Below are 22812 nucleotides of genomic sequence, written 5' to 3'. Positions count from 1 at the left end.
TCCACCAGGAGCAGCGATGACAGTATATAGACCGCAACACCCAGGCTTGCCACGGCAGGTGCGCAGCGCCTGCCTGGCCTTGCTGGCAATCGGCGCCAGCCTGGCGTCGGCCCAGGCGGCCGACGCGCTGAACGGCAAGAGCTTGTACCTCAACGGGCCAGTGGGCGGGGGCGCCAACTGCGCCTCCTGCCACGGCCCCTCGCCGGCCAGCAATGTCAGCGGCATCCTGCGCGGCGCCAACGCGCCGTCGGTGATCAGCGCCGCCTTCGCCGCCAACAAGGGCGGCATGGGCAGCCTGTTCAACGGCAAATTCAGCAGCGCCGAAATCGCCGACCTGGCCGCCTTCATCGGCGATCCGAACGTAGTGGCCGCGCCGGCCGCCTCGCTCACTCCGGCCAGCCTGACCTTCAGCGGCACCACCGTCGGCCAGACCAGCGCCGCGCTGTCCGCCACGCTGGCCAACGCCGGCTCGGCCGCGCTCAACGTCGGCACCATCGCACTGTCCGGCGCGGCCGCCGGCGACTATAGCGTCAGCGGCGGCACCTGCAGTGCCGGCGGCGCGGTCGCGGCAGGCGCCAGCTGCACCGTGCAAGTCAGCTTCAAGCCGGTGGCGGCCGGCACGCGCGCGGCCACGCTCACCATCGGCCACAACGCCACCGGCGGCGCCAGCACGGTCGCCCTGAGCGGCACCGGCAATGCCGTGGCCCAGCCCACCATCGCCGTGTCGGCCACCAGCGTCAACTTCGGCGCGCTGCTGGTCAACGCGCCCTCCGGCACGCAGACCATCACCGTCAGCAACAGCGGCCAGGCGCCGCTCAGCTTCACCAGCATCTCCCTGGGCGGCGCCAACAGCGGCTTCTTCACGCTGGGCGGCACCTGCGCCACGGCCGCGCCGGTGGCGGCCGGCGGCAGCTGCACGGTCACCGTGCAGGCAATGCCGACGGCGGCGGGCGCTTTCTCGGGCAGTATCAGCCTGGTGTCCAACGCGGGCAACGGCAATGCCACGATAGGCCTGTCCGGCAGCGGCGCCGCAGCCACGGCTTCCTTGACGCCGAACCCCAGCGTGCTCGCTTTCGGGACGCAGACCGTGGGCGGCGCGGCCGTCACACAAAACGTCACGCTGACCAACAGCGGCAACGTCGCCCTCGGCATCACTTCCATCGCCGTCAGCGGCGCCGCGGGCGTGACCTCCAGCGCCGGCACGTGCGGCGCCACGCTGGCCGTCGGCGCCGGCTGCGCCGTGCCGGTGAGCTTCGCTCCCGCCGCCGCCGGCAACGTGGCAGCGACCCTGCTGGTGCGCTCCAATGCGCCGGACCTGCAAGTGGCCATCACCGGCGCCGGCACCACCGCAGCTGCGGCCAAGCCCGTGCTGTCGGACGCCAGCCCCCTGACGTTCGCCGACACCCAGCTCGGAAAAAGCTCGGCGGTGCACAGCACCGTGCTGCGCAACGACGGCAGCACGGCGCTCAAAATCGCCACGCTGCTGCTGGGCGGTTCGCACACGGGCGACTTCGTCCTGGGCGGCAGTTGCGCGGTGAACGGCACCGTGAGCCCGGCAGCCAGCTGCACCATCGACAGTAGCTTCAAACCCACCGCGGCCGGCGCGCGCAGCGCCGACCTGGTGCTGGTGACCGACGGCGACGTGCAGCTCAATCTCGGCCTGAAAGGCAACGGCGTGGCCGTCGCGGCCGGCCCGGCGCTGACCGTTTCCCCGCAATCGTACGACTTCGGCGCCGCCACCGTCGGCGGCAGCGCGCCCACCAAACGCTTCAGCCTGACCAATACCGGCAGCGCAGCGCTCAACGTGGCCAGCGCCGTGTTCACCGGCCCGTTCGCAGCCGTGAGCGACAGCACGGGATGCGCGGCGATGCCGTTCACCTTGCAGCCAGGCGCTTCCTGCGAGCTGGTAGTACGCTACACCCCGACTGCCGCCGGCGCCAGCACCGGCGACGTCAAGTTGCAGGGCGACGGCTCGGCCACATGGAGCATCGCCCTGACCGGGCAGGCTGGCGCCGCAAGCGCCACCGCCGCGCAAGCGCAGAACCAGGGAGGCGGCGGCTGCTCGGCCGCCCGCGACGGCAACGATCCGATGCTGGCACTGCTGGTGCTGCTGGCCCTGGGCGTGATCGGCTGGCGCCGCGCGGCGCGCCAGCCAGGCAACGATGACAACACAAGCAAGGAGGCAGCATGAACTTCGTACAGAAACTGGCGTTGCGTGGCGCGGCGGGCGTCCTGAGCGCACTCGGCGCCGCAGGCACGACCGTCGCCACCACCGCCACCGCTGCCACAGTTGCGCTGCTGTCTGCGCCGACCATCCACGCCGCGGTCGTGCCAGGCCAGGCGGCGCCGGCATTCGAGCTCGCCGGCCCGGGCGGCGCGGTGCGCCTGGATCAATACAAGGGCAAGCTGGTCTACCTGGACTTCTGGGCCTCCTGGTGCGGCCCTTGCCGCCATTCCTTCCCGTGGATGAACGACATGCAGGCCAAGTACGGCGCGCAAGGCTTGCAGGTAGTGGGCATCAACCTCGACGCCAAGACCGACGATGCGCGCAGCTTCCTGGCCGCCACCCCGGCACGTTTCGTGATCGCCTTCGATCCGGCCGGCGCCGCGCCGCGCCAGTACGGCATCAAGGGCATGCCGAGCAGCGTGCTGATAGGCCCGGACGGCAGGGTGCTGTTCGAGCACAGCGGATTCCGGGAGGCCGACCGCGTCGAACTGGAGGGCCGTATCCGCGCGGCGCTGGGAGTGGCGAAATGAACCCGTCCACGACCACACTGGCGCGCCTGGCGGCGCTGGCCGCCATCGCTGTTGCGGCCACCGGCTGCGGCGCCGTCAAACCGGTGCAGGCCTGGGAACGGGGCGCGCTGGCCAAACCCGAGATGCTGATTGAAGGCGACCTGCTGGAGGCGCGCTACAACGAACATATCTACGCCAGCAAGGAAGCCGCTTCGGGCGGCGGCGGCGTCGGTGGCGGCGGCTGCGGCTGCAATTGAACGGCAAAAGGATGCGCATGAATACTAAACACTCCGCTGAACTCTCCGAACGCCCCCCGTTGGGCAGCGCGCTTCTGGCAGCCGCGCTGCTGCTGCCGGGCTTGGCCGTGCACGCCGAGGAACCGCCTGAACGGGCCTCCCTCAGCGTGAAATATCTGAACTATGAGGAAAGCCAGTCCGGCCTGGACCGGGTGCACGTGGCCGCGCCATCGGTCGCGCTGGTGACGCCGGTGGCCGGCGACTGGTCCCTGTCGGGCACGCTGACATCGGATCATGTCTCGGGCGCGTCGCCGCGTTACCACACCGCCGTATCGGGCGCCTCGCGCATGAAGGACATGCGCCGCGCCGGCGACGTCGCCGTCACCCGCTACCTGCCACGCGGCAGCGTGACCGTGGGCGCGGCCTATTCGACCGAGCACGACTACGTGTCGCGCGCGCTGTCGCTGACCGGCACGGTTTCCAGCATCGACAAGAACACCACCTGGTCGTTCGGCGTGGGCGGTTCGGACGACGCGATCGACCCGGTCAACAACATCGTCAGCGGCGAAGGCCGGCAGACTGTCAACGTGATGCTGGGCGTGACGCAGGTGCTCAGCCCCCGCGACATCGCCCAGCTGACCCTGACGCGCAACCACGGCCACGGCTATTTCTCCGACCCCTACAAGGCGTTCGACAACCGGCCGCGCGAGCGCAACCAGAACACGCTGCTGGCGCGCTGGAACCACCATCACGACGGCAGCGGCGGCACCAGCCGCCTGAGCTACCGCTATTACACGGACAGCTTCGGCATCCGCGCCCACACGCTGGGGGCGGAATATGTGCAGCCGCTGTCGCAGGGCTGGCGGGTGACGCCCTCGGTCCGCTACTACAGCCAGCGCGCCGCCAGCTTCTATTACGACCCGGTGTACGACGCCAGGCTGGGCGAGCCCTTCCCGCCCGGCTACGTGTTCGGCGGCACGCGCTTCTCGTCCGCGGACCAGCGCCTGTCGGGCTTCGGGGCGGTCACGCTGGGCTTCAAGGTCGCCAAGGAATTGAACCGCGACTGGAGCGTGGACCTGAAAGTGGAAGCCTACCAGCAGCGCGGCGCCTGGCGCGCCTTCAACAGCGGCAGCCCGGGGCTGGATGCGATGCGCGCGCGCAGCATCCAGCTGGGCCTGACGCGCCAGTGGTAGAACCTGGCTATCGACAATCGGAGGATCTGATGCAACGTGTACTTAACTGGCTGCTGTCGCTGTGCGCCATGCTGGCTTTTGCCGGCGTGCCCGGCACCGCACTGGCGGCCGATGACTTTCTCGCGCCCGAGCAGGCCTTCCAGCTGCGCGGCGAACTGCGCGACAGCAGCACGCTGGTGCTGCGCTGGACCATCGCACCCGGATACCACCTGTACCGCGAACGGCTGGCCTTCAAGGGCGGCGCCGCATTGGGCAAGCCGGACTTGCCACCCGGCGTACGCACCTTCGACGAGAACTTCAACAAGGAGATGGAAACCTACCAGCGCGAACTGGTGGTGACGCTGCCGCTGGCCAATGGCGGCGCAGCGGCGCCGTTCACGCTGACGGTCGCTTACCAAGGCTGCGCGGACGCCGGGCTGTGCTACCCGCCGATGGAGCTGGCCTTCAAGGTCGATCCTGCGCGCACCGGCACGCTGGCGCTGGTGCCTGCAGCGGTCGAGCTGCCAGGCGCCGCCGTGGCCGGCGCCGCCGCACCGGCGGCGTCCGACGTCCCGGAAGACGACAGCACGCTGGCCCAGCGCACGCTGCGCAGCGGCAGCTTGTGGCGTATCGGCAGCGCCTTCCTCGTCTTCGGCCTGCTGCTCTCGTTCACGCCATGCGTGCTGCCCATGGTGCCCATCCTGTCCTCCATCATCGTCGGTGAAGGCAGCGTGTCGCGCGGCCGGGGCTTGCTGCTGGCCACCGCCTACTGCCTGGGCATGGCGCTGGTGTACACGGCGCTCGGCGTGGGCGCCGGCCTGGCGGGCGAAGGCCTTGCCGGCGCGCTGCAAAAACCCTGGGTGCTGCTGACCTTCGGTGCCCTGCTGCTCGGCCTCGCCCTGTCCATGTTCGACGTCTACCAGCTGCAACTTCCCGGCGGCCTGCAAACGCGCCTGAGCGAAACCGGCGGCAAGCTGCGCGGCGGCCGCTTCGCCGGCGTGTTCGCCATGGGCGCGCTGTCGGCGCTGATCGTCGGCCCTTGCGTGGCCGGGCCGCTGGCCGGCGCCCTGCTCTACATCAGCCAGACGGGCAACGCCTGGATAGGCGGCTGGGCGCTGTTCTCGATGGCGTGCGGCATGAGCGTGCCGCTGCTGTTGACGGGCCTCTCGGCCGGCAGCCTGCTGCCGCGCGCGGGCGCCTGGATGAACGGCGTGAAAAAGGTGTTCGGCCTGCTGCTGGTCGCAGTCGCCATCTGGATGGTCTCGCCGGTGTTCCCGGTTGCCGTGATGATGGCGCTGTGGGGCGGCCTGGCCATCTTGTGCGCCGTGTTCCTGCATGTCGGCCAGGCGCTGCCTGCGGGCAGCAAGCCCGGCGCCTATGCGGCCAAGGCGCTTGGCCTGCTGTTCCTGGTGGGCGGCCTGTTCGAACTGGTGGGCGCGGCCAGCGCCGGGCGCGACGTGCTGCAGCCGCTGGCCCATCTGCGCGGCGGCAGCGCCAGCGCGGCCACCTTGGCGGCCGAGGGCCACGACGAACCGCGTTTCGCCCGCATCCGCAACGTGGCCGAACTGGAAACCGTGCTGGCCGCAGCCAAGGAACCGGTGCTGCTCGACTTCTATGCCGACTGGTGCGTCGCCTGCAAGGAGATGGAGCGCATGACGTTCTCCAAGGCGGCCGTCAGCGCGGAAATGAAGAAGATGCGTCTGATCCAGGTCGACGTCACGGCCAACAACGCCGACGACCGCGCGCTGATGAAGAAATTCAGCCTCTTCGGCCCGCCCGGCATCATCCTGTTCGACGCCAACGGCAAGGAAATACCGCAGGGCCGCCTGATCGGCTACATCCCGCCCGAGCCCTTCATCCAACAGCTGCAGCGTGCACACAGGCCGAGCTGAGTACCTGCAAGTTGACCGGGCTGGGCCGGGCCGGTCGCTCGCTCGAAGACGCCCGGCATCCTGGGCAAGCGCCGCGTCCTAGCGCATCGACGCGACCAGGGCGTCGTAGTAGTGCGCTTCGCGGGTCGAGTACAGCTTGAACCAGGCGTCCAGCGTCTCGGGGCGGAACAGGCCCAGCATTTTCATCACCTCGTACGAGAATTCCAGCGGCGCCAGCCCGGAAGCGGTGATCAGGTTCCCGTCGCGGACCGCCGGCGCTTCGACGTAGCGCTGCTCGCCGGTATAGCCGGGGCAAGTCATCTTGAGGTAGCCCTTGTCGTTGCTGGTGTGCTGCCTGCCGTCCAGCACTCCCACCCGCGCCAGGCCGACGGTGGCGCCGCAGATGGCGGCGACGCGGTAGCCGCGCACCACCTGGTCTTTGGCGAAGGCCAGCAGCGGCGCCGTTTCCGGCGCCTGCCAGGTGTCTGCGCCCGGCATCAGCAGCAAATCGTCCGCTTCCATCCGCACCGCGTCGAAGACGACGTCCGGCGTCAAGCCGATGCCGCCCATGGTCGCGACGGGCGCTGCGGTGAGCCCGACTTTGACAATGTCGCATTCCCGGCCGGGATCGGCCATCATGCGCTTGCTGTGCAATTCAGCAGTCAGGTAGCCGATTTCCCAATCGGCCAGCGTGTTCAGCACAATCAGATAAATCTTCATGGCAACTCCTCCCTATCCGGCGTCGGTCCGAATAGTCATGATATTGGCAATCTGGCCAATATGCTAAGGAATTCAAAGCTGCCATCGAGAATTTCCCTACTTCGCTTTCGACAGTTCGCTCACCAGAACGAAGACTTCGTGCCGTATGGCGGGTTTGGCGGCCTGGAATTCCTTGTCGGCTTTGACATAGGCGGGTTTGGCCAGTTCGGCTTTTTCGGCCGGCGTCGGCTTGGGCGCTTCGTCGTACATGGATGGGCCGCCGTTATAGGCCTTGTACAGCACTTTCTGGCCGTAGGTCGACTGGTAGAAGCGCGTCATTTCGGCTGCCGTCTCGGCCGACACCAGCCTGGCCACGGGTGCGGCCAGGCGGCTGTAGACCTGGTCGGCGGGCACCTTATCCAGCTTGGCCATGAAGGCCAGGCGCTGCTGCTCGTTGCCGAACTTGCTGCCACCGGCAACCGTGCGCGTCAGCTTCTCGGCTTGCATGGACGCCAGCAGGTCGTGCGCGGCTTTGACCTGCGCAGCGCTTGGCGCGGCGCTGCCAGCCGCAGCGGTGGCTGCAGGTGTGGCGGCGGCGGCCGATGCCGCGGCCGGGGCCAGCGCCGAACTTGCGATCAGGCCGCTTGCGGCCAGCAGTGTGATCCATTTCATTGCTGCTCCTCACATAAGTTTTTCTGGCTGCATGCTACCCCAGGCCAGGCGAAAAGCCCTGCACTGTTGCGCTGGCCGAGACGGAATGCAGATTGGCTCGCGCGGTCTGTCGATAATTGCCGAATGATTATTGTTTCCTGCTTAAATTGGGGCCATCGATCATCAGCCATGGAAACCTCATGAAAAAACTTGCCCTTGCCGCCGCGCTCTGCGCCTCCCATGCCCTCGCCCACGCCATCGAGCCGCTGCCGCTGGAAACCATGGAGCAGCCGCCGGAATTCAAAATCGAAGTGTTGCAGGTGACCGACATCGAACCCTACCAGGAAGCCTATGCCGGCTTTATCGAGGCGCTGCGCGTCAGCCAGATCGAGACGGGCCGCAACCTGCGCGTGAACCGCGTGAAGGTGGACTTCGACGTCGAGCGCGGCGGCTTCTGGAGCAAGGTCGGCGTGGTGATGCGCATACGCCAGGAAGCGCAGCGCATCGCCGCCGCCAAGCCGGACCTGGTGCTGGCCATCGGCACGCCGGCCACCAAGTACGCGCGCGGGATACTGGAGGACGCCAAGGTGCCGCTGGTGTTCACGGCCGTGGCCGATCCGGTGGACGCGGGCTGCGCCTCGCTCGCGGACTGCGGCCCAGGCGTTACCGGCTCCACGCTGTATACCAATATGCGCGACTCGCTCGGCATGGTGCACCGCGTCTTTCCGAATGCGAACCGCATCGGCATGATCCACACCGACGATGAAAACGGCGTGGCCAACGTCGCTGCGGCGGCCGGCAGCGCGCGGGAAATGGGCATGGCGGTGAGTTCGCGCCAGGTGGCAAAGACGGACAGCATCGTGCCGTCATTGAAAGCGCTGCACCGGCAGGGAGAAGGCGTTCAGATGTTCGCGGTGCCGCTGGACACCTACTACGGCCTGCACCGCTACGAGGCGGCGATAGACCTGGGTGATTTCGGCGTGGAGAACAAGGTGCCGGTGGTCACGCTGGCGATGGTGCGCGTGCCCGGCGCGGCCCTGTATGTGGGCGCGGAGTTCGGCAAGGTGGGCGCCCTGGCTGGCGCGCAGGCGGCGAAGATACTGAAGCACCACACCAAGCCGGAGGTGCTGCCGATACTGCGCCAGGACAAGCCGACCGTGCTGGTCGACCCGGCCCGGCTGGCGGCGCTGGATATCACGCTGCCGGACGCCGTCCTGGCCCATAAGACGCAGGCCAGGAACGGCTACTGGCAACTGGACTGGGAATAGATCAGAACTCTTCCCAGTCGCTTTCCGCACCATTGGCGACACGCGGCTGGGGCGCGGCTTTCGCGGCCGGTTTTGTGGCCGGTTTTGCGGCAAAAGCGCCACGGGAAACACCAGCCAGCTTGGGCACGGGCGCGGCCGGTTTGACGGCGGCGCGCGCCGGCCGGACAGCGGCCTGCGGCGCGTAAGCGGCGGCCGCCAGCTTGCCGTCGAGCTTGAAGACGCTGACCACGCGGGTCAGGCCTTGCGCGCGATCGTTCAGCGATTCGGCCGCCGCGGCGGCCTCCTCCACCAGTGCCACGTTCTGCTGCGTCAGGCCGTCCATCTGCGTGATGGCGGAGTGGATCTGGTCCAGGCCCATGGTCTGCTCCTGGCTGGCCTGCGTGATCTCGCTCATGATGCTGGTCACGCGCTGGATGCTGGTGACGATTTCCTGCATCGTCGCGCCGGCCTGGTCAACCAGTTTGGCGCCGCTGCCCACCTTGTCGACGGAGTCGTCGATCAGGGCCTTGATCTCTTTGGCCGCCGCCGCCGAACGCTGCGCCAGATTGCGCACTTCCGACGCCACCACCGCGAAACCGCGGCCCTGCTCGCCCGCGCGCGCCGCTTCAACCGCCGCGTTCAGCGCCAGGATGTTGGTCTGGAAGGCGATGCCGTCGATGACGCCGATGATGTCCACGATCTTCTTGGACGAGTCATTGATGGAACCCATGGTATCGACCACCTGCGCCACCACCACGCCGCCCTTGATCGCCACCTCCGACGCGGACTGCGCCAGCGAGTTGGCCTGGCGCGCGTTCTCGGCGTTCTGCTTGACGGTGCCGGTCAGCTCTTCCATCGACGACGCGGTCTCCTCCAGCGAGCCGGCCTGCTGGCCGGTGCGCTCGGACAAGTCCATATTGCCGGCGGCGATCTGGCCCGAGGCGCTGGAAATGGTGTCGGTGCTGCCGCGCACTTCGGCCACGATGCCCGCCAGGTTGGTCTTCATCTTGTCCAGCGCGGTCAGCAAGGAACCGATCTCGCTGCCGCTGCGCACTTCCACCTTGCCGGTCAGGTCGCCTTCGGCCACCTGGATGGCGATGTCCATGGCCTGCTGCAGCGGGCCCGATATGGCTTTCACCAGCAGCATGCCGACAAACACGGACAGCGCGACGCCCGCCACCAGCACGACGATGGTGGAGTTGCGCGAGCTGTCAAGGCCAGCCTGCACCGTGACCTCGTTGGCCTTGCCGCGCTGGTCGCTGTACTCGGCCAGGGCTTTCAGGGCCACGTCGCCGACGCGGTAGGATGGGTTGATCTTCTTGATCAGCACCATCTCGGCCTCGTCCCACTGCTCGGCCTTGATGGCGGCTGCCGCCGCCTTGATGTGTTCCAGGCCCAGGCCGGCGCTCTTGTCATACCACTCCTGCGCCAGCTTCTTCTCTTCCTCGGACTTGATGCTGCCCAGGTAGTGTTCCCAGCTCTTGGCCGCGCGCGCCGAGGCGCCGTCGACGATGCCCCAGTGTGCGGTCAGGGGATGGTCGTGCAGCTTGGACCACTCGAAAGCGGTGTTGTGCTGCAGCGCCTGCAGGATCTGGCTGCGGTTGGTTTCCATGTCGAGACGGATGGCGTTGCGCTCATTGACGTTCGCCTGATCGCTCAGCGTTACCTCCTTGAGCAGACTGACGGAGCGATTGGCGCTGTAGATACCCATCGCGCCGATCACCATGATCAGTGATATAAGAATTGCCAGCGCGATTACCACCAGGTTCTTGATCTTCATATTAGCCAACATGTGATACTCCTTGCTTAGTCTTGGATGTGTAATGCTTTGCTGCTGAAGAAGCGGTGCAAAGCGCCGCGCAGTTCTTCTACTTCGTCAAACTCGATATAGGTCACGTCGCACAGGTCGTCGAGCTCGCGCAGCAGCGTGGTCTTGATCGGCGCGCCTTTCCAGACCAGGAACAGAACCGGCGTGCGGCGGCCCTGGAATATGTGGTAGGCCAGCTCGAACGCGCTGCTCTCGCTCATGCCGACGCGGATGTTGATCATCACGTCCGCCTGGTCCAGCATCTGCAGGCGGTGGCGGCGGAAATTCTTCGGCGTGAACGGCTGCTGCTGGTCGCGCTCGAAGGCCAGGCGGAAAGTGTCCGCGCTTTGCGCCTCGGTGCCGGTCAGGTAGCTGAACGGATGCGGCAAGCCGTTGGCGCTGTCGATCAGTTGCAGGATGTCGGCGATCATGCGCTGCTGCCGCTGGTCTGACTCTGTGAACGGCTGGCGGATGAACAGCTTCAGCGGGGCCACGCCCACGCTGCGCTCGCGCGGACCGCGCCGCCGTTCCGGCAATTCGGTGGCGGCGGCGGCCAGGTCGGCGGCGCTGGGTTCGCGCCGTCCGCTGGCTGCGGCGATGGCGTCGCGCGCCACTTGCGCGGCCTGCGTTTCGAGATGCGTATGCGCGGCCTGGCGGTGCAGTTCCTGCAGCGAGTGCAGGCTGTAGTCGTCCGCGTGGCGCATCGCCTCCACGGCCGCCTCGGCAGCCGCGATGGTGGTGAAGTAGGCTGCGCCGGAGCCCAGCGTGGCCACCCGCAGCGCGCGCGAGGCGCCGATGGCGGTGCGTTTCTCGTCCACCGTCACCACCACCAGGCCGATCTCCTTGCTGGCCAGCATGGCCATGACCTGCTCGTCCTGCAGCTCGCGCACCGGAACGTCGGCGGCGGCGATCACCAGCGAGGTGACATGGCTGGCCAGCAGTTCGAAGCCGGCCGCCGACAGCTCGCGCGCCAGCGCCACGGTGCGCGCCTGGTCGCCTTTGCGCACCCGCAGGTAGGCGCGGCCGCCGCGCGGCAAGCGCACATTGGCGCCCAGCAGCGCCTTGAAGTAGGCCTCGCCGAAGGTCGGGCCGCAGCCCATCACTTCGCCGGTCGATTTCATTTCAGGGCCGAGGATGGTGTCCACGCCGAGGAATTTGGCGAACGGCAGCACCGCCTCCTTGACGCTGAAGTACGGCGGCACCACTTCGGCCGTGACGCCCTGCGACGCCAGCGACTGGCCGGCCATGCAGCGCGCCGCTATTTTCGCCAGCGGCAGGCCGGTGGCCTTGGACACGAAAGGCACGGTGCGCGAGGCGCGCGGATTCACTTCCAGCACGAAGATGTGGTCGTGCATGCGGCCGTCGACTTTGCTGCGCTGGACCGCGAACTGCACGTTCATCAGGCCCACCACGTTCAGGCCGCGCGCCAGGCGCTCGGTCTGGCGCTTGATCTCGGCCACGGTCTCGTGCGAGAGCGAGTACGGCGGCAACGAACAGGCCGAGTCGCCGGAGTGGATGCCGGCCTGCTCGATATGCTCCATCACGCCGCCCATCACCACCTGCGCGCCGTCGGACACGCAATCCACGTCGACTTCGATGGCGTCGTTGAGGAAGCGGTCCAGCAGCACCGGCGAGTCGTGCGACACCTTGACCGCCTCGCGCATATAGCGTTCCAGGTCGGCGCGCTCGTGCACGATTTCCATCGCGCGGCCGCCCAGCACATAGGAGGGGCGCACCACCAGCGGGTAGCCGATTTCCTCGGCCAGCCGCACGGCGTCGGCCTCGGTGCGGGCGGTGCGGTTGGGCGGCTGGCGCATGTCCAGCTTCTGCAGCAGCTGCTGGAAACGCTCGCGGTCCTCGGCGGCATCGATCATGTCCGGCGAGGTGCCGATGATGCGCACGCCGTTCGCTTCGAGTTCCAGCGCCAGCTTGAGCGGGGTCTGGCCGCCGTACTGCACGATGACGCCCATCGGACGTTCGATGGCGACGATCTCCAGCACGTCCTCCAGCGTCAGCGACTCGAAGTACAGGCGGTCGGAGGTGTCGTAGTCTGTCGACACGGTCTCGGGATTGCAGTTGACCATGATGGTCTCATAGCCGTCCTCGCGCATGGCCAGCGCGGCATGCACGCAGCAGTAGTCGAATTCGATGCCCTGGCCGATGCGGTTAGGCCCGCCGCCCAGCACCATGATCTTGCGCTCGTTGCTCGGATGCGCCTCGCATTCCTGGTCGTAGGTCGAATACATATAGGCGGTGCGGGTGGCGAATTCGGCGGCGCAGGTGTCCACGCGCTTGTACACCGGACGCACGCCCAGCAGGTGGCGGTAGGTGCGCACCTGCTTCTCGGTCGCGCCCAGCAGCGTGGCCAAGCGGCGGTCGCCGAAACCCTGCTGCTTGAGGCGGAACAGCTCCGGCCTGCTCAACTCCTCCAGGGCCTGGGCCTGCACCCATTGCTCCACTTGCACCAGGTCGTGGATCTGGGCCAGGAACCACGGGTCGATGCGGGACAGCCTATGCACCTCGTCCTGCGTCATGCCTTGGGCAAAGGCTTCGCCCACGTACCAGATGCGCTGCGGGCCGGGCGAGCGCAGTTGCTCGGTGATGACGTCGGTGCCGGTGTTGGCCAGGCGCAGGCCGTCCAGGCCGATGTCCAGGCCGCGCAGGGCTTTCTGGAACGACTCCTGGAAGGTGCGGCCCATGGCCATCACTTCGCCGACCGATTTCATCTGCGTGGTCAGGCGCTCGTCGGCGCCGGGGAATTTCTCGAAGGCGAAGCGCGGCACTTTCGTCACCACGTAATCGATAGCCGGCTCGAAGGAGGCCGGTGTGGCGCCTCCGGTGATGTCGTTCTGCAGTTCGTCGAGCGTGAAGCCGACGGCCAGCTTGGCCGCCACGCGCGCGATCGGGAAGCCGGTCGCTTTCGATGCCAGCGCAGAGGAACGCGACACGCGCGGGTTCATCTCGATGACGATCATGCGGCCGTCGGCCGGGTTCAGCGCGAACTGCACGTTCGAGCCGCCGGTGTCCACGCCGATCTTGCGCAGCACCGCCAGGCTGGCGTTGCGCATGATCTGGTATTCCTTGTCGGTCAGCGTCTGCGCCGGCGCCACGGTGATGGAGTCGCCCGTGTGCACGCCCATCGGGTCCAGGTTCTCGATGGAGCAGATGATGATGCAGTTGTCCGCCTTGTCGCGCACCACTTCCATCTCGAACTCTTTCCAGCCGATCAGGGACTCCTCGATCAGCAGTTCGGAGGTAGGCGACAGTTCCAGGCCGCGGGTGCAGATCTCGGTGAACTCGGCCGCGTTGTGGGCGATGCCGCCGCCGCTGCCGCCCATCGTAAACGAGGGACGGATGACGATGGGGAAGCCGAGTTCCTCCTGCGCGACCCACGCTTCGGCCATGCTGTGGGCAATGCCCGAGCGCGCCGATTCCAGGCCGATCTTGCCCATGCAGGCCTTGAACTTGGCGCGGTCCTCGGCCTTGTCGATGGCTTCCGGCGTGGCGCCGATCAGTTCCACGCCGAACTGCTCCAGCACACCGTGGCGGTGCAGGTCGAGCGCGCAATTGAGCGCGGTCTGGCCGCCCATGGTCGGCAGCACGGCCTGCGGCCGCTCCTTTTCAATGATGCGGGCCACAACTTCCCAGGTGATCGGCTCGATATAGGTGACGTCGGCCATGTCCGGGTCGGTCATGATGGTGGCCGGGTTGCTGTTGACCAGGATGACTTTGTAGCCCTCCTCGCGCAGCGCCTTGCACGCTTGCGCGCCGGAGTAGTCGAACTCGCAGGCCTGGCCGATGACGATGGGGCCGGCGCCAATGATCAGGATGCTGTTTATGTCGGTACGCTTAGGCATGCTGCTGGCCTCCCATCAGATTAACGAAACGGTCGAACAGTGGGGCCAGGTCGTGCGGGCCTGGCGACGCCTCGGGGTGGCCCTGGAAGCAGAAGGCCGGACGGTCGGTGCGCATGAAGCCTTGCAGCGAGCCGTCGAACAGCGAGATGTGGGTGGCGCGGCAGTTGACCGGCAGGGAGTCCGGATCGACAGCGAAGCCATGGTTCTGCGACGTGATCATCACCTTGCCGCTGGACAGTTCCTGCACCGGATGGTTGGCGCCGTGGTGGCCGAATTTCATCTTGATGGTGCGCGCCCCGGAAGCGAGCGCCATGATCTGGTGGCCCAGGCAGATGCCGAAGGTCGGGATGCCGCGCTCGATCAGTTCGCGCGCGGCGGCGATCGCATAGTCGCAGGGCTGCGGGTCGCCGGGGCCGTTGGACAGGAAGATGCCGTCCGGGTTCAGCGCCAGCGCCGCCGCCGCGCCGGCTTCGGCCGGCAGCACGGTGACGCGGCAGCCGCGTTCGGCCAGCATGCGCAGGATGTTGGTTTTCACGCCGTAGTCGTAGGCCACCACGTGGAAACGCGGCTGCTGCAGCTTGCCGAAACCCTTGCCGAGCTTCCATTCGGTGTCGGTCCATTCGTAGGCGGTGGCCGTGGTGACGGTGCGCGCCAGGTCCATGCCGTTCAGGCCGGGGAAGCTGCGGGCCAGTTCCAGCGCCTGCGCGGCCGCCTCGGCGGCCGTGCCGCCGGCGACGATGGCACCGTTCTGCGCGCCCTTTTCACGCAGGATGCGGGTCAGCATGCGGGTGTCGAGGCCGGCGATGGCGACGATGCCCTGCCCGCGCAGCCAGTCCGGCAGGCTCTGGGTCGAACGAAAATTGGAGGCCAGCAGAGGCAAATCCTTGATGACCAGTCCGGCGGCGTGGATCTTCGGCGATTCGCCGTCCTCCCGGTTGACGCCGGTGTTGCCGATATGCGGGTAGGTCAGCGTGACGATCTGGCGGCTGTAGCTGGGATCGCTGAGTATCTCCTGGTAGCCCGTCATCGCGGTATTGAACACCACCTCACCGCTGGTACTGCCGGCGGCGCCTATCGCCACGCCTTCAAAGATACTGCCATCCGCGAGTGCCAGTACGGCGAGTTCGACCTCGCCCAAGGCGTGCGTGAGTGGATGTTTCATCTGCGTTTCCTCCGCTCCAACTATTGACATTTGAGCAGTTTTTGATTTCCCGATAGAAATCAATTGCTGCCTCTGGAAGGTCACGATACGGGAAAAAGGCAGGGAAATTCTATCCAAAACTCACAATAAAGTGTTTTCGTGGCTCAACGTCCTAGACAACGGAGTTGCTGTGACGCAATTACGCAACGGTCATTATTGAAACCGCAAACCTTTCATTGCCGAATAAGCCAGGCAACTAAAAGTTGCAATCACCGGATACCCCCGGTGATCAATGGTACGACAGCTTATCGGCACCGGTTACGATGCCGCCTTAATCGCTTTCATATCGATATTTAGGGCGCCTCGAATTCCCTGTGGTGCCGCAATGGCGGACCGCCGCGCAGGCGGGAACCCATACTTCGCATGCTCAGAGGCGTAGCATGGATTCCCGCCTGCGCGGGAATGACAATTTAGCGGTTATTCGAGGTTTTAATCGGCGCGCGCCCGCCAGCCCGATGACGGCAATGCCTGCAAGCAGCATCGCCCAGCTGCCAGGCTCCGGCACTTCCGGCACCTGCGCGGTCGCCCGCGCCTCCATGTCGAACCTGCCGGCCATGGCCGCGCTCCCACTGTGCAACTCTCCATAGAATGCGCGCGTGCCTGCCTCTCCCGTTGCTGCATCGGCGGTGCTCAGCTGCTCGTAGAAATCGCCGCCCCCAAACAGCATTGCCATCATGAATGCCTGGCCGTACGTGCGGTAGCCGTCCCGCGGGTGCGCGCTGACCGTTGCCGTGGCGGTGAACACGGCGGACGTGTTGGGAGTGAGCGAGAAGTCGAATCCCAAGCTGCTGACGCCGCTGTATGTTCCGGCCTTGTCCGCTTCGGCGCGGCTGGCGAACGTATCAGCGGCAGCCATGCTGAATACGCTGCCGTAAGGGTAGGTATGCTGCAGCGTGCCGAAAGTTTCGATATCAGAATGATCGAACAGACCCTGTCCGAGCGCATACGCATAGTTGAGTACGTGAATATAAGGGCCGCCAAGTATTGAAAACGCCGGCGCAATACCGTCAGCCGGATCCAGATCAATCAATTGCATATTAAAATCGACTATCTCCGCTGTGGAAGTGGCAGCATAGGCAGGCAGCGATGAAAATGCAATAGATGAAATAAGTGCGGGTAGAACTATCAGTTTCCTGTTCATCACATTCCCTCTTTAATTAATATTAAGTTAATTCCCCCTTTGATTAGAGCATTGAAGCAGGAAAAAGAACACCGCCGGCTGTGCGGTGTGCAGCCCCCCAGCCAAGCAGCTAGCGCCCCGGGCGGCTATAATGTCGGGCCAAGCCAACACCGTGACCGCTAGCGCCATGACACTCCTGACCATCATCGTCGCCACTGACGCCCAGCGCGGCATCGGCATCCACAACAAGCTGCCGTGGAAGCTGCCGGAGGATATGGCGCACTTCAAGCGCCTGACCACCGGCCACCCGGTCATCATGGGCCGCAAGACCTACGAATCGATCGGCCGGCCGCTGCCGAACCGCCGCAATATCGTCATTACCCGCAACGCCGGCTGGCGCGCCGAGGGCGTGGAGGCGGTGCAGTCGCTGGAAGAAGCGCGCGCGCTGGTGCAGTCCGAGACCGAGGCCTTCATCATCGGCGGCGCCCAGGTCTACGCCGATGCGCTGGCCATGGCGGACCAGCTGATCGTGACCGAAATCGGCCATACCTTCGAATGCGACGCGTTTTTCCCGCCCCTGGGCGCGGAATGGCAGCAAATGGAGCGCCAGGACTATGTATCGGCCAACGGCCTGCCCTACGCTTTTGTTACCTTGCGCCGCAAGCCGGCGTAATTCGCTACCCTCTCTCAGACCACAAAGGAATCCCATGTCAGGACACGGCTTTCACGTCCACGGCCCGCACGACCACGCCGTGGAACACGCGGCGCACAGCGCCGACAAATTTTCCGGCAATATCGCCGTCACCACGGCCATCCTGGCCACGGTAGGCGCGCTGTTCGGCTACCAGGGCGGCGCCACGCAAAACGAGGCGGCCCTGTTCAAGAACAACGCGGCCATCGACAAGACCCAGGCGTCCAACAGCTGGAACTACTACCAGGCCAAGTCCAACAAGCAGAACCTGGCCGAGCTGGCGATGACGCTGCCGAACGTGGATCCGGAAAAGTACAAGGCCGACGTGGCGCGCTACCGCGCCGAAAAGGAAGAGATCAAGAAAGACGCCGAGAAGTGGGAAGCGTCCTCTTCCGACTGGAACAAGAAGTCCGACGCGGCCATGCACCAGCACCACCAGTGGGCGCTGGCCACCACCGCCGAGCAGATCGCCATTTCGCTGGCCGCCATCACCCTGCTGACGCACCGCCGCTGGCTGCTGTACACTGCGTACGCGGTGGCCGGCGCCGGCATCTTGCTGGGCATCTTCGCCGCCACGCACATCGATCCGATCGCCATGCTGACGGGCGGCGGCGCCGCCGCGCACCACTGATATGCGCCCCGATGCCGCCGACAGCATCAACAGCGTAATTTTTTTACCAATCGGCGGCGTTTTCTGCGAGAATCCCGTTCTTATTTTTTTCGCGCCCGCGCCGCATAGGCAGGCGCCCAGCCCGCTCCGGTCATCGATAGCCCGGGGCGGTTCTTCTTTTTGGAGACAGCAATGAAATTTCGTTTCCCCATCGTCATCATCGACGAGGATTTCCGTTCCGAGAACACGTCTGGCTTAGGCATCCGCGCCCTGGCCGCCGCGATGGAAAAAGAAGGCATGGAAGTGCTGGGCGTTACCAGCTACGGCGACCTGTCCCAGTTCGCGCAGCAGCAGTCGCGCGCGTCGGCCTTCGTGCTGTCCATTGACGACGAGGAATTCGGCGGCGGCACCGTGGAAGAAACCGACCACGCCCTGAAGTCGCTGCGCGCCTTCGTCGAAGAGATCCGCTACAAGAACTCCGACATCCCGATCTACCTGTACGGTGAAACCCGCACGTCGCGCCATATCCCCAACGATATCCTGCGCGAGCTGCACGGCTTCATCCACATGTTCGAGGACACCCCGGAATTCGTCGCGCGCCACATCATCCGCGAAGCGAAGTCCTACCTGGACGGCCTGTCGCCGCCCTTCTTCCGCGCGCTGGTGCACTACGCGAACGACGGTTCCTACTCCTGGCACTGCCCCGGCCACTCCGGCGGCGTGGCCTTCCTGAAGTCCCCTATCGGCCAGATGTTCCACCAGTTCTTCGGCGAGAACATGCTGCGCGCCGACGTCTGCAACGCGGTCGAGGAACTGGGCCAGCTGCTGGACCACACCGGCCCGGTGGCCGCGTCCGAGCGCAACGCGGCGCGCATCTACAACGCCGACCACTGCTACTTCGTCACCAACGGCACCTCCACCTCGAACAAGATGGTGTGGCACTCGACCGTCGCTCCCGGCGACATCGTGGTGGTGGACCGCAACTGCCACAAATCGATCCTGCACTCCATCATCATGTGCGGCGCGATTCCGGTGTTCCTGATGCCGACCCGCAACCACCTCGGCATCATCGGCCCGATCCCGCTGGAAGAGTTCACGATGGAGAGCATCCGCCGCAAGATCGAGGCGAATCCCTTCGCGCGCGACGCCGTGAACAAGAAGCCGCGCATCCTGACCATCACCCAGTCGACCTACGACGGCGTGGTGTACAACGTCGAGACACTGCGCCAGATGCTGGACGGTGAAATCGACACCCTGCACTTCGACGAAGCATGGCTGCCGCATGCCACCTTCCACGACTTCTACAAAAACATGCACGCCATCGGCAAGGACCGGCCGCGCGCCAAAGAGTCGATGATCTTCTCGACCCAGTCCACCCACAAGCTGCTCGCCGGCCTGTCGCAGGCTTCGCAGGTGCTGGTGCGCGAATCGGAGACGGTCAAGCTGGACAAGGACGCCTTCAACGAGGCCTACCTGATGCACACCTCGACCTCGCCGCAGTACTCCATTATCGCCTCGTGCGACGTGGCGGCGGCCATGATGGAAGCGCCTGGCGGCACCGCCCTGGTCGAAGAGTCGATCCTGGAAGCGCTGGACTTCCGCCGCGCCATGCGCAAGATCGACGAGGAATGGGGCAAGGACTGGTGGTTCAAGGTGTGGGGCCCGAACACCTTCGCCGAGGAAGGCATCGGCACGCAGGAAGACTGGATCATCCGCGCCGAGGACGACTGGCACGGTTTCGGCAAGCTGGCGCCGGGCTTCAACATGCTGGACCCGATCAAGGCCACCATCGTCAACCCCGGCCTGTCTCTTGACGGCCAGTTCGGCGACACCGGCATCCCTGCGTCCATCGTGACCAAGTACCTGGCCGAGCACGGCGTGATCGTCGAGAAGTGCGGCCTGTACTCCTTCTTCATCATGTTCACCATCGGCATCACCAAAGGCCGCTGGAACACGCTGCTGACCGCGCTGCAGCAGTTCAAGGACGACTACGACAAGAACATGCCGATCTGGCGCATCCTGCCGGAATTCGCCGCCGCCAATCCGCGCTACGAGGCGATGGGCCTGCGCGACCTGTGCCAGCAGATCCACGACTTCTACAAAGCCTACGACGTGGCGCGCCTGACGACGGAAATGTATTTGTCGGACATGATCCCTGCCATGAAGCCGTCGGACGCGTTCGCCAAGATGGCGCACCGCGAAATCGAGCGCGTGGCGATCGACGAGCTGGAAGGCCGCATCACGTCCATCCTGCTGACGCCGTATCCGCCGGGCATTCCGCTGCTGATTCCTGGCGAGCGCTTCAACAAGACCATCGTCGACTACCTGCGCTTCGCGCGCGACTTCAACGAGCGCTTCCCGGGCTTCGAGACGGACGTGCACGGCCTGGTCAAGCGCGAAGTGAACGGCAAGCGCGACTACTTCGTCGACTGCGTCAGGCAATAATCGGCGATAACGGCAATAACCGGCAATAGTCGGCAATAGTCGGCAATAGTCGGCAGCGCCATCCATGCAGTACCGCAACGCCAGCCTTCGCGCTGGCGTTCTTATTTGGTGCGGTGGGCGCGCGTGTAAGCGAATCCGACGCGCATAACGCACACTTTTGGCGCAGGTCAAACGCCGCGGCCGGCAGCGTGCGCATAGTATCGCGTCGCCCTCCTCCAAACCTGCCATGGAACGTCTGGATGCGCTTGCTGTGTGGCTGCACCTCGTCGGACAGGCGCAGCAGGAGATCGCCCGGGCCCTGGTGCTTGAGCTTGACAAGACGGGCATCAAGACGCAGGCGCTGCAGCTTCCGGCCGCGCCTGCTGGCAGCTTCGGCATCGTTCTGTTCAGTGCCTGGGACGATGGGCTGGCCGAACAGGTGATGGCGCTGTCGGCACGCGCAACGGTTCTGGCGATCAGTTGCGGCAGCGCACCGCCGGCAGCGGATGCCATGTGGGCGGCGCTGGCAGCAGGCGCGTCGGACTTGCTGCAGTGGCCCGTCGGCGCGGGGACCGCCGCTACTGCCGCTACGGCGTCGGGGCCGAACTCGGCAACGGCGACGGCGTCAGCCACGGCCAAGGCCACCGCAGCCACAGCCGGCATTATCGCGGCGCAGGCAGCGGCGCGGCTGCGGCGCTGGCACGCGGTGCAGCAGTTGATGGACTCGGACCTGGTGCAGGCCTGCCTGGTCGGCGACAGCCCGGTCTGGCGCGCCCTGGTGCGCAACGTGGTGGAAGTGGCGGCGTTTTCGCAGTCGCCGGTGCTGATCACCGGCGAAACGGGCACCGGCAAGGAGCAGATCGCGCAGTTGATCCACCGCCTCGGCGGCGCGCGCGGCGAGCTGGTGGTGCTCGACTGCACCACGCTGTCGGCAGAACTGTCGGGCAGCGAATTCTTCGGCCACGAACGCGGCGCATTCACCGGCGCCGCCAACGCACGCGACGGCGCTTTCGCGCTGGCCGACGGCGGCATCCTCTTCCTCGATGAAGTGGGCGAATTGCCGCTGGCGATGCAGGCGCAATTGCTGCGCGTGATACAGGAACAGAAGTATAAGCGGGTCGGCAGCAATACCTGGCAGCCGACCCGCTTCCGCCTGGTCTGCGCCACCAACCGCGACCTGGAAGCCGGCGTGGCGGACGGCAGCTTCCGTGCCGACCTGTACTACCGCATCGCCGGCTGGCGTTGCCGTCCGCCGCCGCTGCGCGAGCGCCAGGGCGACATCCTGCCGCTGGCCCGGCACTTCATCCGCTTGCTGGCGCCGGAGGGACCGGGCTGCGAGCTGGACCCGGCGGTGCGCGACTACCTGCTCACGCGCGACTATCCCGGCAATGTGCGCGACCTGCGGCAGACGGTGGCCCGCATCTGGCACAGGCATTGCGGACCGGGGCCGGTGACCATAGGCGACGTGCCGCCGGACGAGCGGCCACACGGCGCGTCCGTATGGCCGGACAGCTGCTTTGCCAACGCCGTCCGGCACGCGGTGGATATGGGCGTGGGGCTGGGGCGCATCACACAGGCGGCAGGCGACATGGCGATCCAGCTGGTGCTCGAGCAGGAGGGCGACAACAACCAGCGCGCCGCCGCCCGGCTGGGCGTGACGGACCGCGCGCTGCAGCTGCGGCGCAAGGCCTGGGGCGAGATGGCAAGTTACGCCGGCTCGGCGCCCCCCGCAACCCGCCCTGCAAGCTGACGGTCACGCAACTCGCCGGATCAGCCGTAGAAAATTGCCACCCAAGATCAACCGCTCATCGCCCTCGGGCAAACGCAGCAAGCGTATCTTCTCCAGCTCGAGCGCGGGGTGCAGCCAGGGCCCATCCGACCCAAACAGCACCTTGTGCGGTCCTGCGCGGCGCACCGCCTGCTCCAGCAGGTCGAAGCGCCGCACACCCGCACTGTCGGTATAGATGTTCTTGTGCCGCACCAGATGGTCGATCAGCGCAAGCTGCGCGGCCCAGTCGTCGGCAAAGCTGCCAAGATGGGGCAGGATGAAATCGACGTCGGGATACTGCGCGGCCAGCAGTTCAGCCACCGCCACCTCGCCCACGGGGTCGTACAGTACCGGCACGCCGAACACGCGCGCGGCTTCGCACACCTCCCCCGTGATGCGCGCGTCGTGCCGGTGCAGCTTGATGCCGATGAAGCCATACTGCTCGACCGCTGTCTTCACCATGGCCGCGATCCGCCCCCGGTCGCGCACGGCGTGCACGAAGGCGAAGGCATAGAACTGCTTCGGCCGCGATGCGACGATGCGTGCCACGCCGGCGTTGGCCCGTGCGTAGTCGCTGTGGAATGCGGCCAGCAGCGCGGTACGGTCTATGCCTGCCGCGCCCGCGCGCCGCAGATAGCGTCCGAGCCCGGCGTTGCTGTCCCACGGGCCTGTGAGCCCGTCACCGGGGCCGGCGTGGCAATGGCAGTCGATGATCATCGCCG

The 22812-nt window shown here is 66.2% G+C and carries 17 protein-coding genes; 10 read left to right on the top strand and 7 right to left on the bottom strand.

Features of this window, described 5'->3' with window-relative positions; all coding sequences use genetic code 11:
- Positions 1-16 precede the first annotated feature (16 nt).
- The 5 genes from ACSQ8Y_RS07325 to dsbD are packed head-to-tail and all read left to right on the top strand — an operon-like array spanning position 17 to position 6036.
- The gene (locus ACSQ8Y_RS07325) at positions 17-2191 is read left to right on the top strand and encodes a choice-of-anchor D domain-containing protein (RefSeq protein WP_436265791.1); all 2175 of its coding nucleotides are present in this window, start codon (positions 17-19) and stop codon (positions 2189-2191) included.
- Positions 2188-2757, top strand: a complete 570-nt coding sequence (locus ACSQ8Y_RS07320; protein ID WP_436265790.1) for a TlpA family protein disulfide reductase — start codon at positions 2188-2190, stop codon at positions 2755-2757. Before ACSQ8Y_RS07325 ends, ACSQ8Y_RS07320 begins: the two co-directional genes overlap by 4 nt.
- Complete coding sequence (locus tag ACSQ8Y_RS07315) at positions 2754-2993, top strand: DUF4266 domain-containing protein (protein ID WP_436265789.1); 240 nt, start codon at positions 2754-2756, stop codon at positions 2991-2993. Before ACSQ8Y_RS07320 ends, ACSQ8Y_RS07315 begins: the two co-directional genes overlap by 4 nt.
- Before the next feature lie 17 nt (positions 2994-3010).
- Entirely contained in the window at positions 3011-4165 is a 1155-nt protein-coding gene (locus tag ACSQ8Y_RS07310) for a DUF3570 domain-containing protein (RefSeq protein ID WP_436265788.1), read from the top strand.
- Between the two features lie 29 nt (positions 4166-4194).
- Positions 4195-6036, top strand: coding sequence for a protein-disulfide reductase DsbD (gene dsbD, locus ACSQ8Y_RS07305; RefSeq protein WP_436265787.1), 1842 nt, complete (start codon positions 4195-4197; stop codon positions 6034-6036).
- 78 nt (positions 6037-6114) lie between these two features.
- On the opposite strand, the gene ACSQ8Y_RS07300 is transcribed toward dsbD, so the two are convergent.
- Positions 6115-6735, bottom strand: a complete 621-nt coding sequence (locus tag ACSQ8Y_RS07300) for a type 1 glutamine amidotransferase family protein (protein WP_436265786.1) — start codon at positions 6733-6735, stop codon at positions 6115-6117.
- A gap of 96 nt (positions 6736-6831) precedes the next feature.
- Positions 6832-7386 carry a hypothetical protein gene (locus ACSQ8Y_RS07295; RefSeq protein WP_436265785.1) on the bottom strand — a complete coding sequence of 185 codons (555 nt, stop codon included), beginning with the start codon at positions 7384-7386 and terminating at the stop codon, positions 6832-6834.
- Between the two features lie 179 nt (positions 7387-7565).
- Here ACSQ8Y_RS07295 and ACSQ8Y_RS07290 point away from each other — a divergent pair, with 179 nt between their 5' ends.
- Positions 7566-8633, top strand: coding sequence for an ABC transporter substrate-binding protein (locus ACSQ8Y_RS07290; protein ID WP_436265784.1), 1068 nt, complete (start codon positions 7566-7568; stop codon positions 8631-8633).
- A 1-nt stretch (position 8634) separates the two neighbouring features.
- Here the strand turns inward: ACSQ8Y_RS07290 and ACSQ8Y_RS07285 are convergent, their stop codons facing one another.
- The 4 genes from ACSQ8Y_RS07285 to ACSQ8Y_RS07270 all read right to left on the bottom strand — a co-directional run bounded on the left by ACSQ8Y_RS07285 (position 8635) and on the right by ACSQ8Y_RS07270 (position 16618).
- A complete protein-coding gene (locus ACSQ8Y_RS07285) occupies positions 8635-10404 on the bottom strand; it encodes a methyl-accepting chemotaxis protein (protein WP_436265783.1) in 1770 nt (589 codons plus the stop codon).
- Positions 10405-10418: 14 nt separating this feature from the next.
- The gene (gene carB / locus ACSQ8Y_RS07280) at positions 10419-14276 is read right to left on the bottom strand and encodes a carbamoyl-phosphate synthase large subunit (RefSeq protein ID WP_436265782.1); all 3858 of its coding nucleotides are present in this window, start codon (positions 14274-14276) and stop codon (positions 10419-10421) included.
- Complete coding sequence (carA, locus tag ACSQ8Y_RS07275; protein ID WP_436265781.1) at positions 14269-15438, bottom strand: glutamine-hydrolyzing carbamoyl-phosphate synthase small subunit; 1170 nt, start codon at positions 15436-15438, stop codon at positions 14269-14271. Before carA ends, carB begins: the two co-directional genes overlap by 8 nt.
- 406 nt (positions 15439-15844) lie before the next feature.
- Positions 15845-16618 (bottom strand): PEP-CTERM sorting domain-containing protein, encoded by a 774-nt coding sequence (locus tag ACSQ8Y_RS07270; protein ID WP_436265780.1) that lies wholly within the window; start codon positions 16616-16618, stop codon positions 15845-15847.
- Between the two features lie 166 nt (positions 16619-16784).
- Between ACSQ8Y_RS07270 and ACSQ8Y_RS07265 the strand changes: the two genes are divergently transcribed.
- The 4 genes from ACSQ8Y_RS07265 (at position 16785) to ACSQ8Y_RS07250 (ending at position 22072) form a co-directional block, all read left to right on the top strand.
- Complete coding sequence (locus ACSQ8Y_RS07265; RefSeq protein ID WP_436265779.1) at positions 16785-17270, top strand: dihydrofolate reductase; 486 nt, start codon at positions 16785-16787, stop codon at positions 17268-17270.
- 34 nt (positions 17271-17304) lie between these two features.
- Positions 17305-17919, top strand: coding sequence for a DUF4337 domain-containing protein (locus ACSQ8Y_RS07260; protein ID WP_436265778.1), 615 nt, complete (start codon positions 17305-17307; stop codon positions 17917-17919).
- A 171-nt stretch (positions 17920-18090) separates the two neighbouring features.
- Positions 18091-20343, top strand: coding sequence for an Orn/Lys/Arg decarboxylase N-terminal domain-containing protein (locus ACSQ8Y_RS07255; protein WP_436265777.1), 2253 nt, complete (start codon positions 18091-18093; stop codon positions 20341-20343).
- Between the two features lie 226 nt (positions 20344-20569).
- Positions 20570-22072 (top strand): sigma 54-interacting transcriptional regulator, encoded by a 1503-nt coding sequence (locus ACSQ8Y_RS07250; protein ID WP_436265776.1) that lies wholly within the window; start codon positions 20570-20572, stop codon positions 22070-22072.
- Between the two features lie 3 nt (positions 22073-22075).
- On the opposite strand, the gene ACSQ8Y_RS07245 is transcribed toward ACSQ8Y_RS07250, so the two are convergent.
- Positions 22076-22807: an amidohydrolase family protein gene (locus ACSQ8Y_RS07245; protein ID WP_436265774.1), complete on the bottom strand. Its 732-nt coding sequence runs from the start codon at positions 22805-22807 to the stop codon at positions 22076-22078.
- Positions 22808-22812: the final 5 nt, after the last annotated feature.

Source organism: Pseudoduganella sp. LjRoot289, assembly GCF_964252925.1.
Lineage (GTDB): Bacteria > Pseudomonadota > Gammaproteobacteria > Burkholderiales > Burkholderiaceae_D > Rugamonas.
This window is presented reverse-complemented; position numbering and strand designations above follow the sequence as displayed.

Bases quoted from the DNA above. Each gene is read 5' to 3' on its own strand.
- ACSQ8Y_RS07325 (WP_436265791.1), top strand. From the start codon at position 17: ATGACAGTATATAGACCGCAACACCCAGGCTTGCCACGGCAGGTGCGC.
- ACSQ8Y_RS07320 (WP_436265790.1), top strand. From the start codon at position 2,188: ATGAACTTCGTACAGAAACTGGCGTTGCGTGGCGCGGCGGGCGTCCTG.
- ACSQ8Y_RS07315 (WP_436265789.1), top strand. From the start codon at position 2,754: ATGAACCCGTCCACGACCACACTGGCGCGCCTGGCGGCGCTGGCCGCC.
- ACSQ8Y_RS07310 (WP_436265788.1), top strand. From the start codon at position 3,011: ATGAATACTAAACACTCCGCTGAACTCTCCGAACGCCCCCCGTTGGGC.
- dsbD (WP_436265787.1), top strand. From the start codon at position 4,195: ATGCAACGTGTACTTAACTGGCTGCTGTCGCTGTGCGCCATGCTGGCT.
- ACSQ8Y_RS07300 (WP_436265786.1), bottom strand. From the start codon at position 6,735: ATGAAGATTTATCTGATTGTGCTGAACACGCTGGCCGATTGGGAAATC.
- ACSQ8Y_RS07295 (WP_436265785.1), bottom strand. From the start codon at position 7,386: ATGAAATGGATCACACTGCTGGCCGCAAGCGGCCTGATCGCAAGTTCG.
- ACSQ8Y_RS07290 (WP_436265784.1), top strand. From the start codon at position 7,566: ATGAAAAAACTTGCCCTTGCCGCCGCGCTCTGCGCCTCCCATGCCCTC.
- ACSQ8Y_RS07285 (WP_436265783.1), bottom strand. From the start codon at position 10,404: ATGTTGGCTAATATGAAGATCAAGAACCTGGTGGTAATCGCGCTGGCA.
- carB (WP_436265782.1), bottom strand. From the start codon at position 14,276: ATGCCTAAGCGTACCGACATAAACAGCATCCTGATCATTGGCGCCGGC.
- carA (WP_436265781.1), bottom strand. From the start codon at position 15,438: ATGAAACATCCACTCACGCACGCCTTGGGCGAGGTCGAACTCGCCGTA.
- ACSQ8Y_RS07270 (WP_436265780.1), bottom strand. From the start codon at position 16,618: ATGAACAGGAAACTGATAGTTCTACCCGCACTTATTTCATCTATTGCA.
- ACSQ8Y_RS07265 (WP_436265779.1), top strand. From the start codon at position 16,785: ATGACACTCCTGACCATCATCGTCGCCACTGACGCCCAGCGCGGCATC.
- ACSQ8Y_RS07260 (WP_436265778.1), top strand. From the start codon at position 17,305: ATGTCAGGACACGGCTTTCACGTCCACGGCCCGCACGACCACGCCGTG.
- ACSQ8Y_RS07255 (WP_436265777.1), top strand. From the start codon at position 18,091: ATGAAATTTCGTTTCCCCATCGTCATCATCGACGAGGATTTCCGTTCC.
- ACSQ8Y_RS07250 (WP_436265776.1), top strand. From the start codon at position 20,570: ATGGAACGTCTGGATGCGCTTGCTGTGTGGCTGCACCTCGTCGGACAG.
- ACSQ8Y_RS07245 (WP_436265774.1), bottom strand. From the start codon at position 22,807: ATGATCATCGACTGCCATTGCCACGCCGGCCCCGGTGACGGGCTCACA.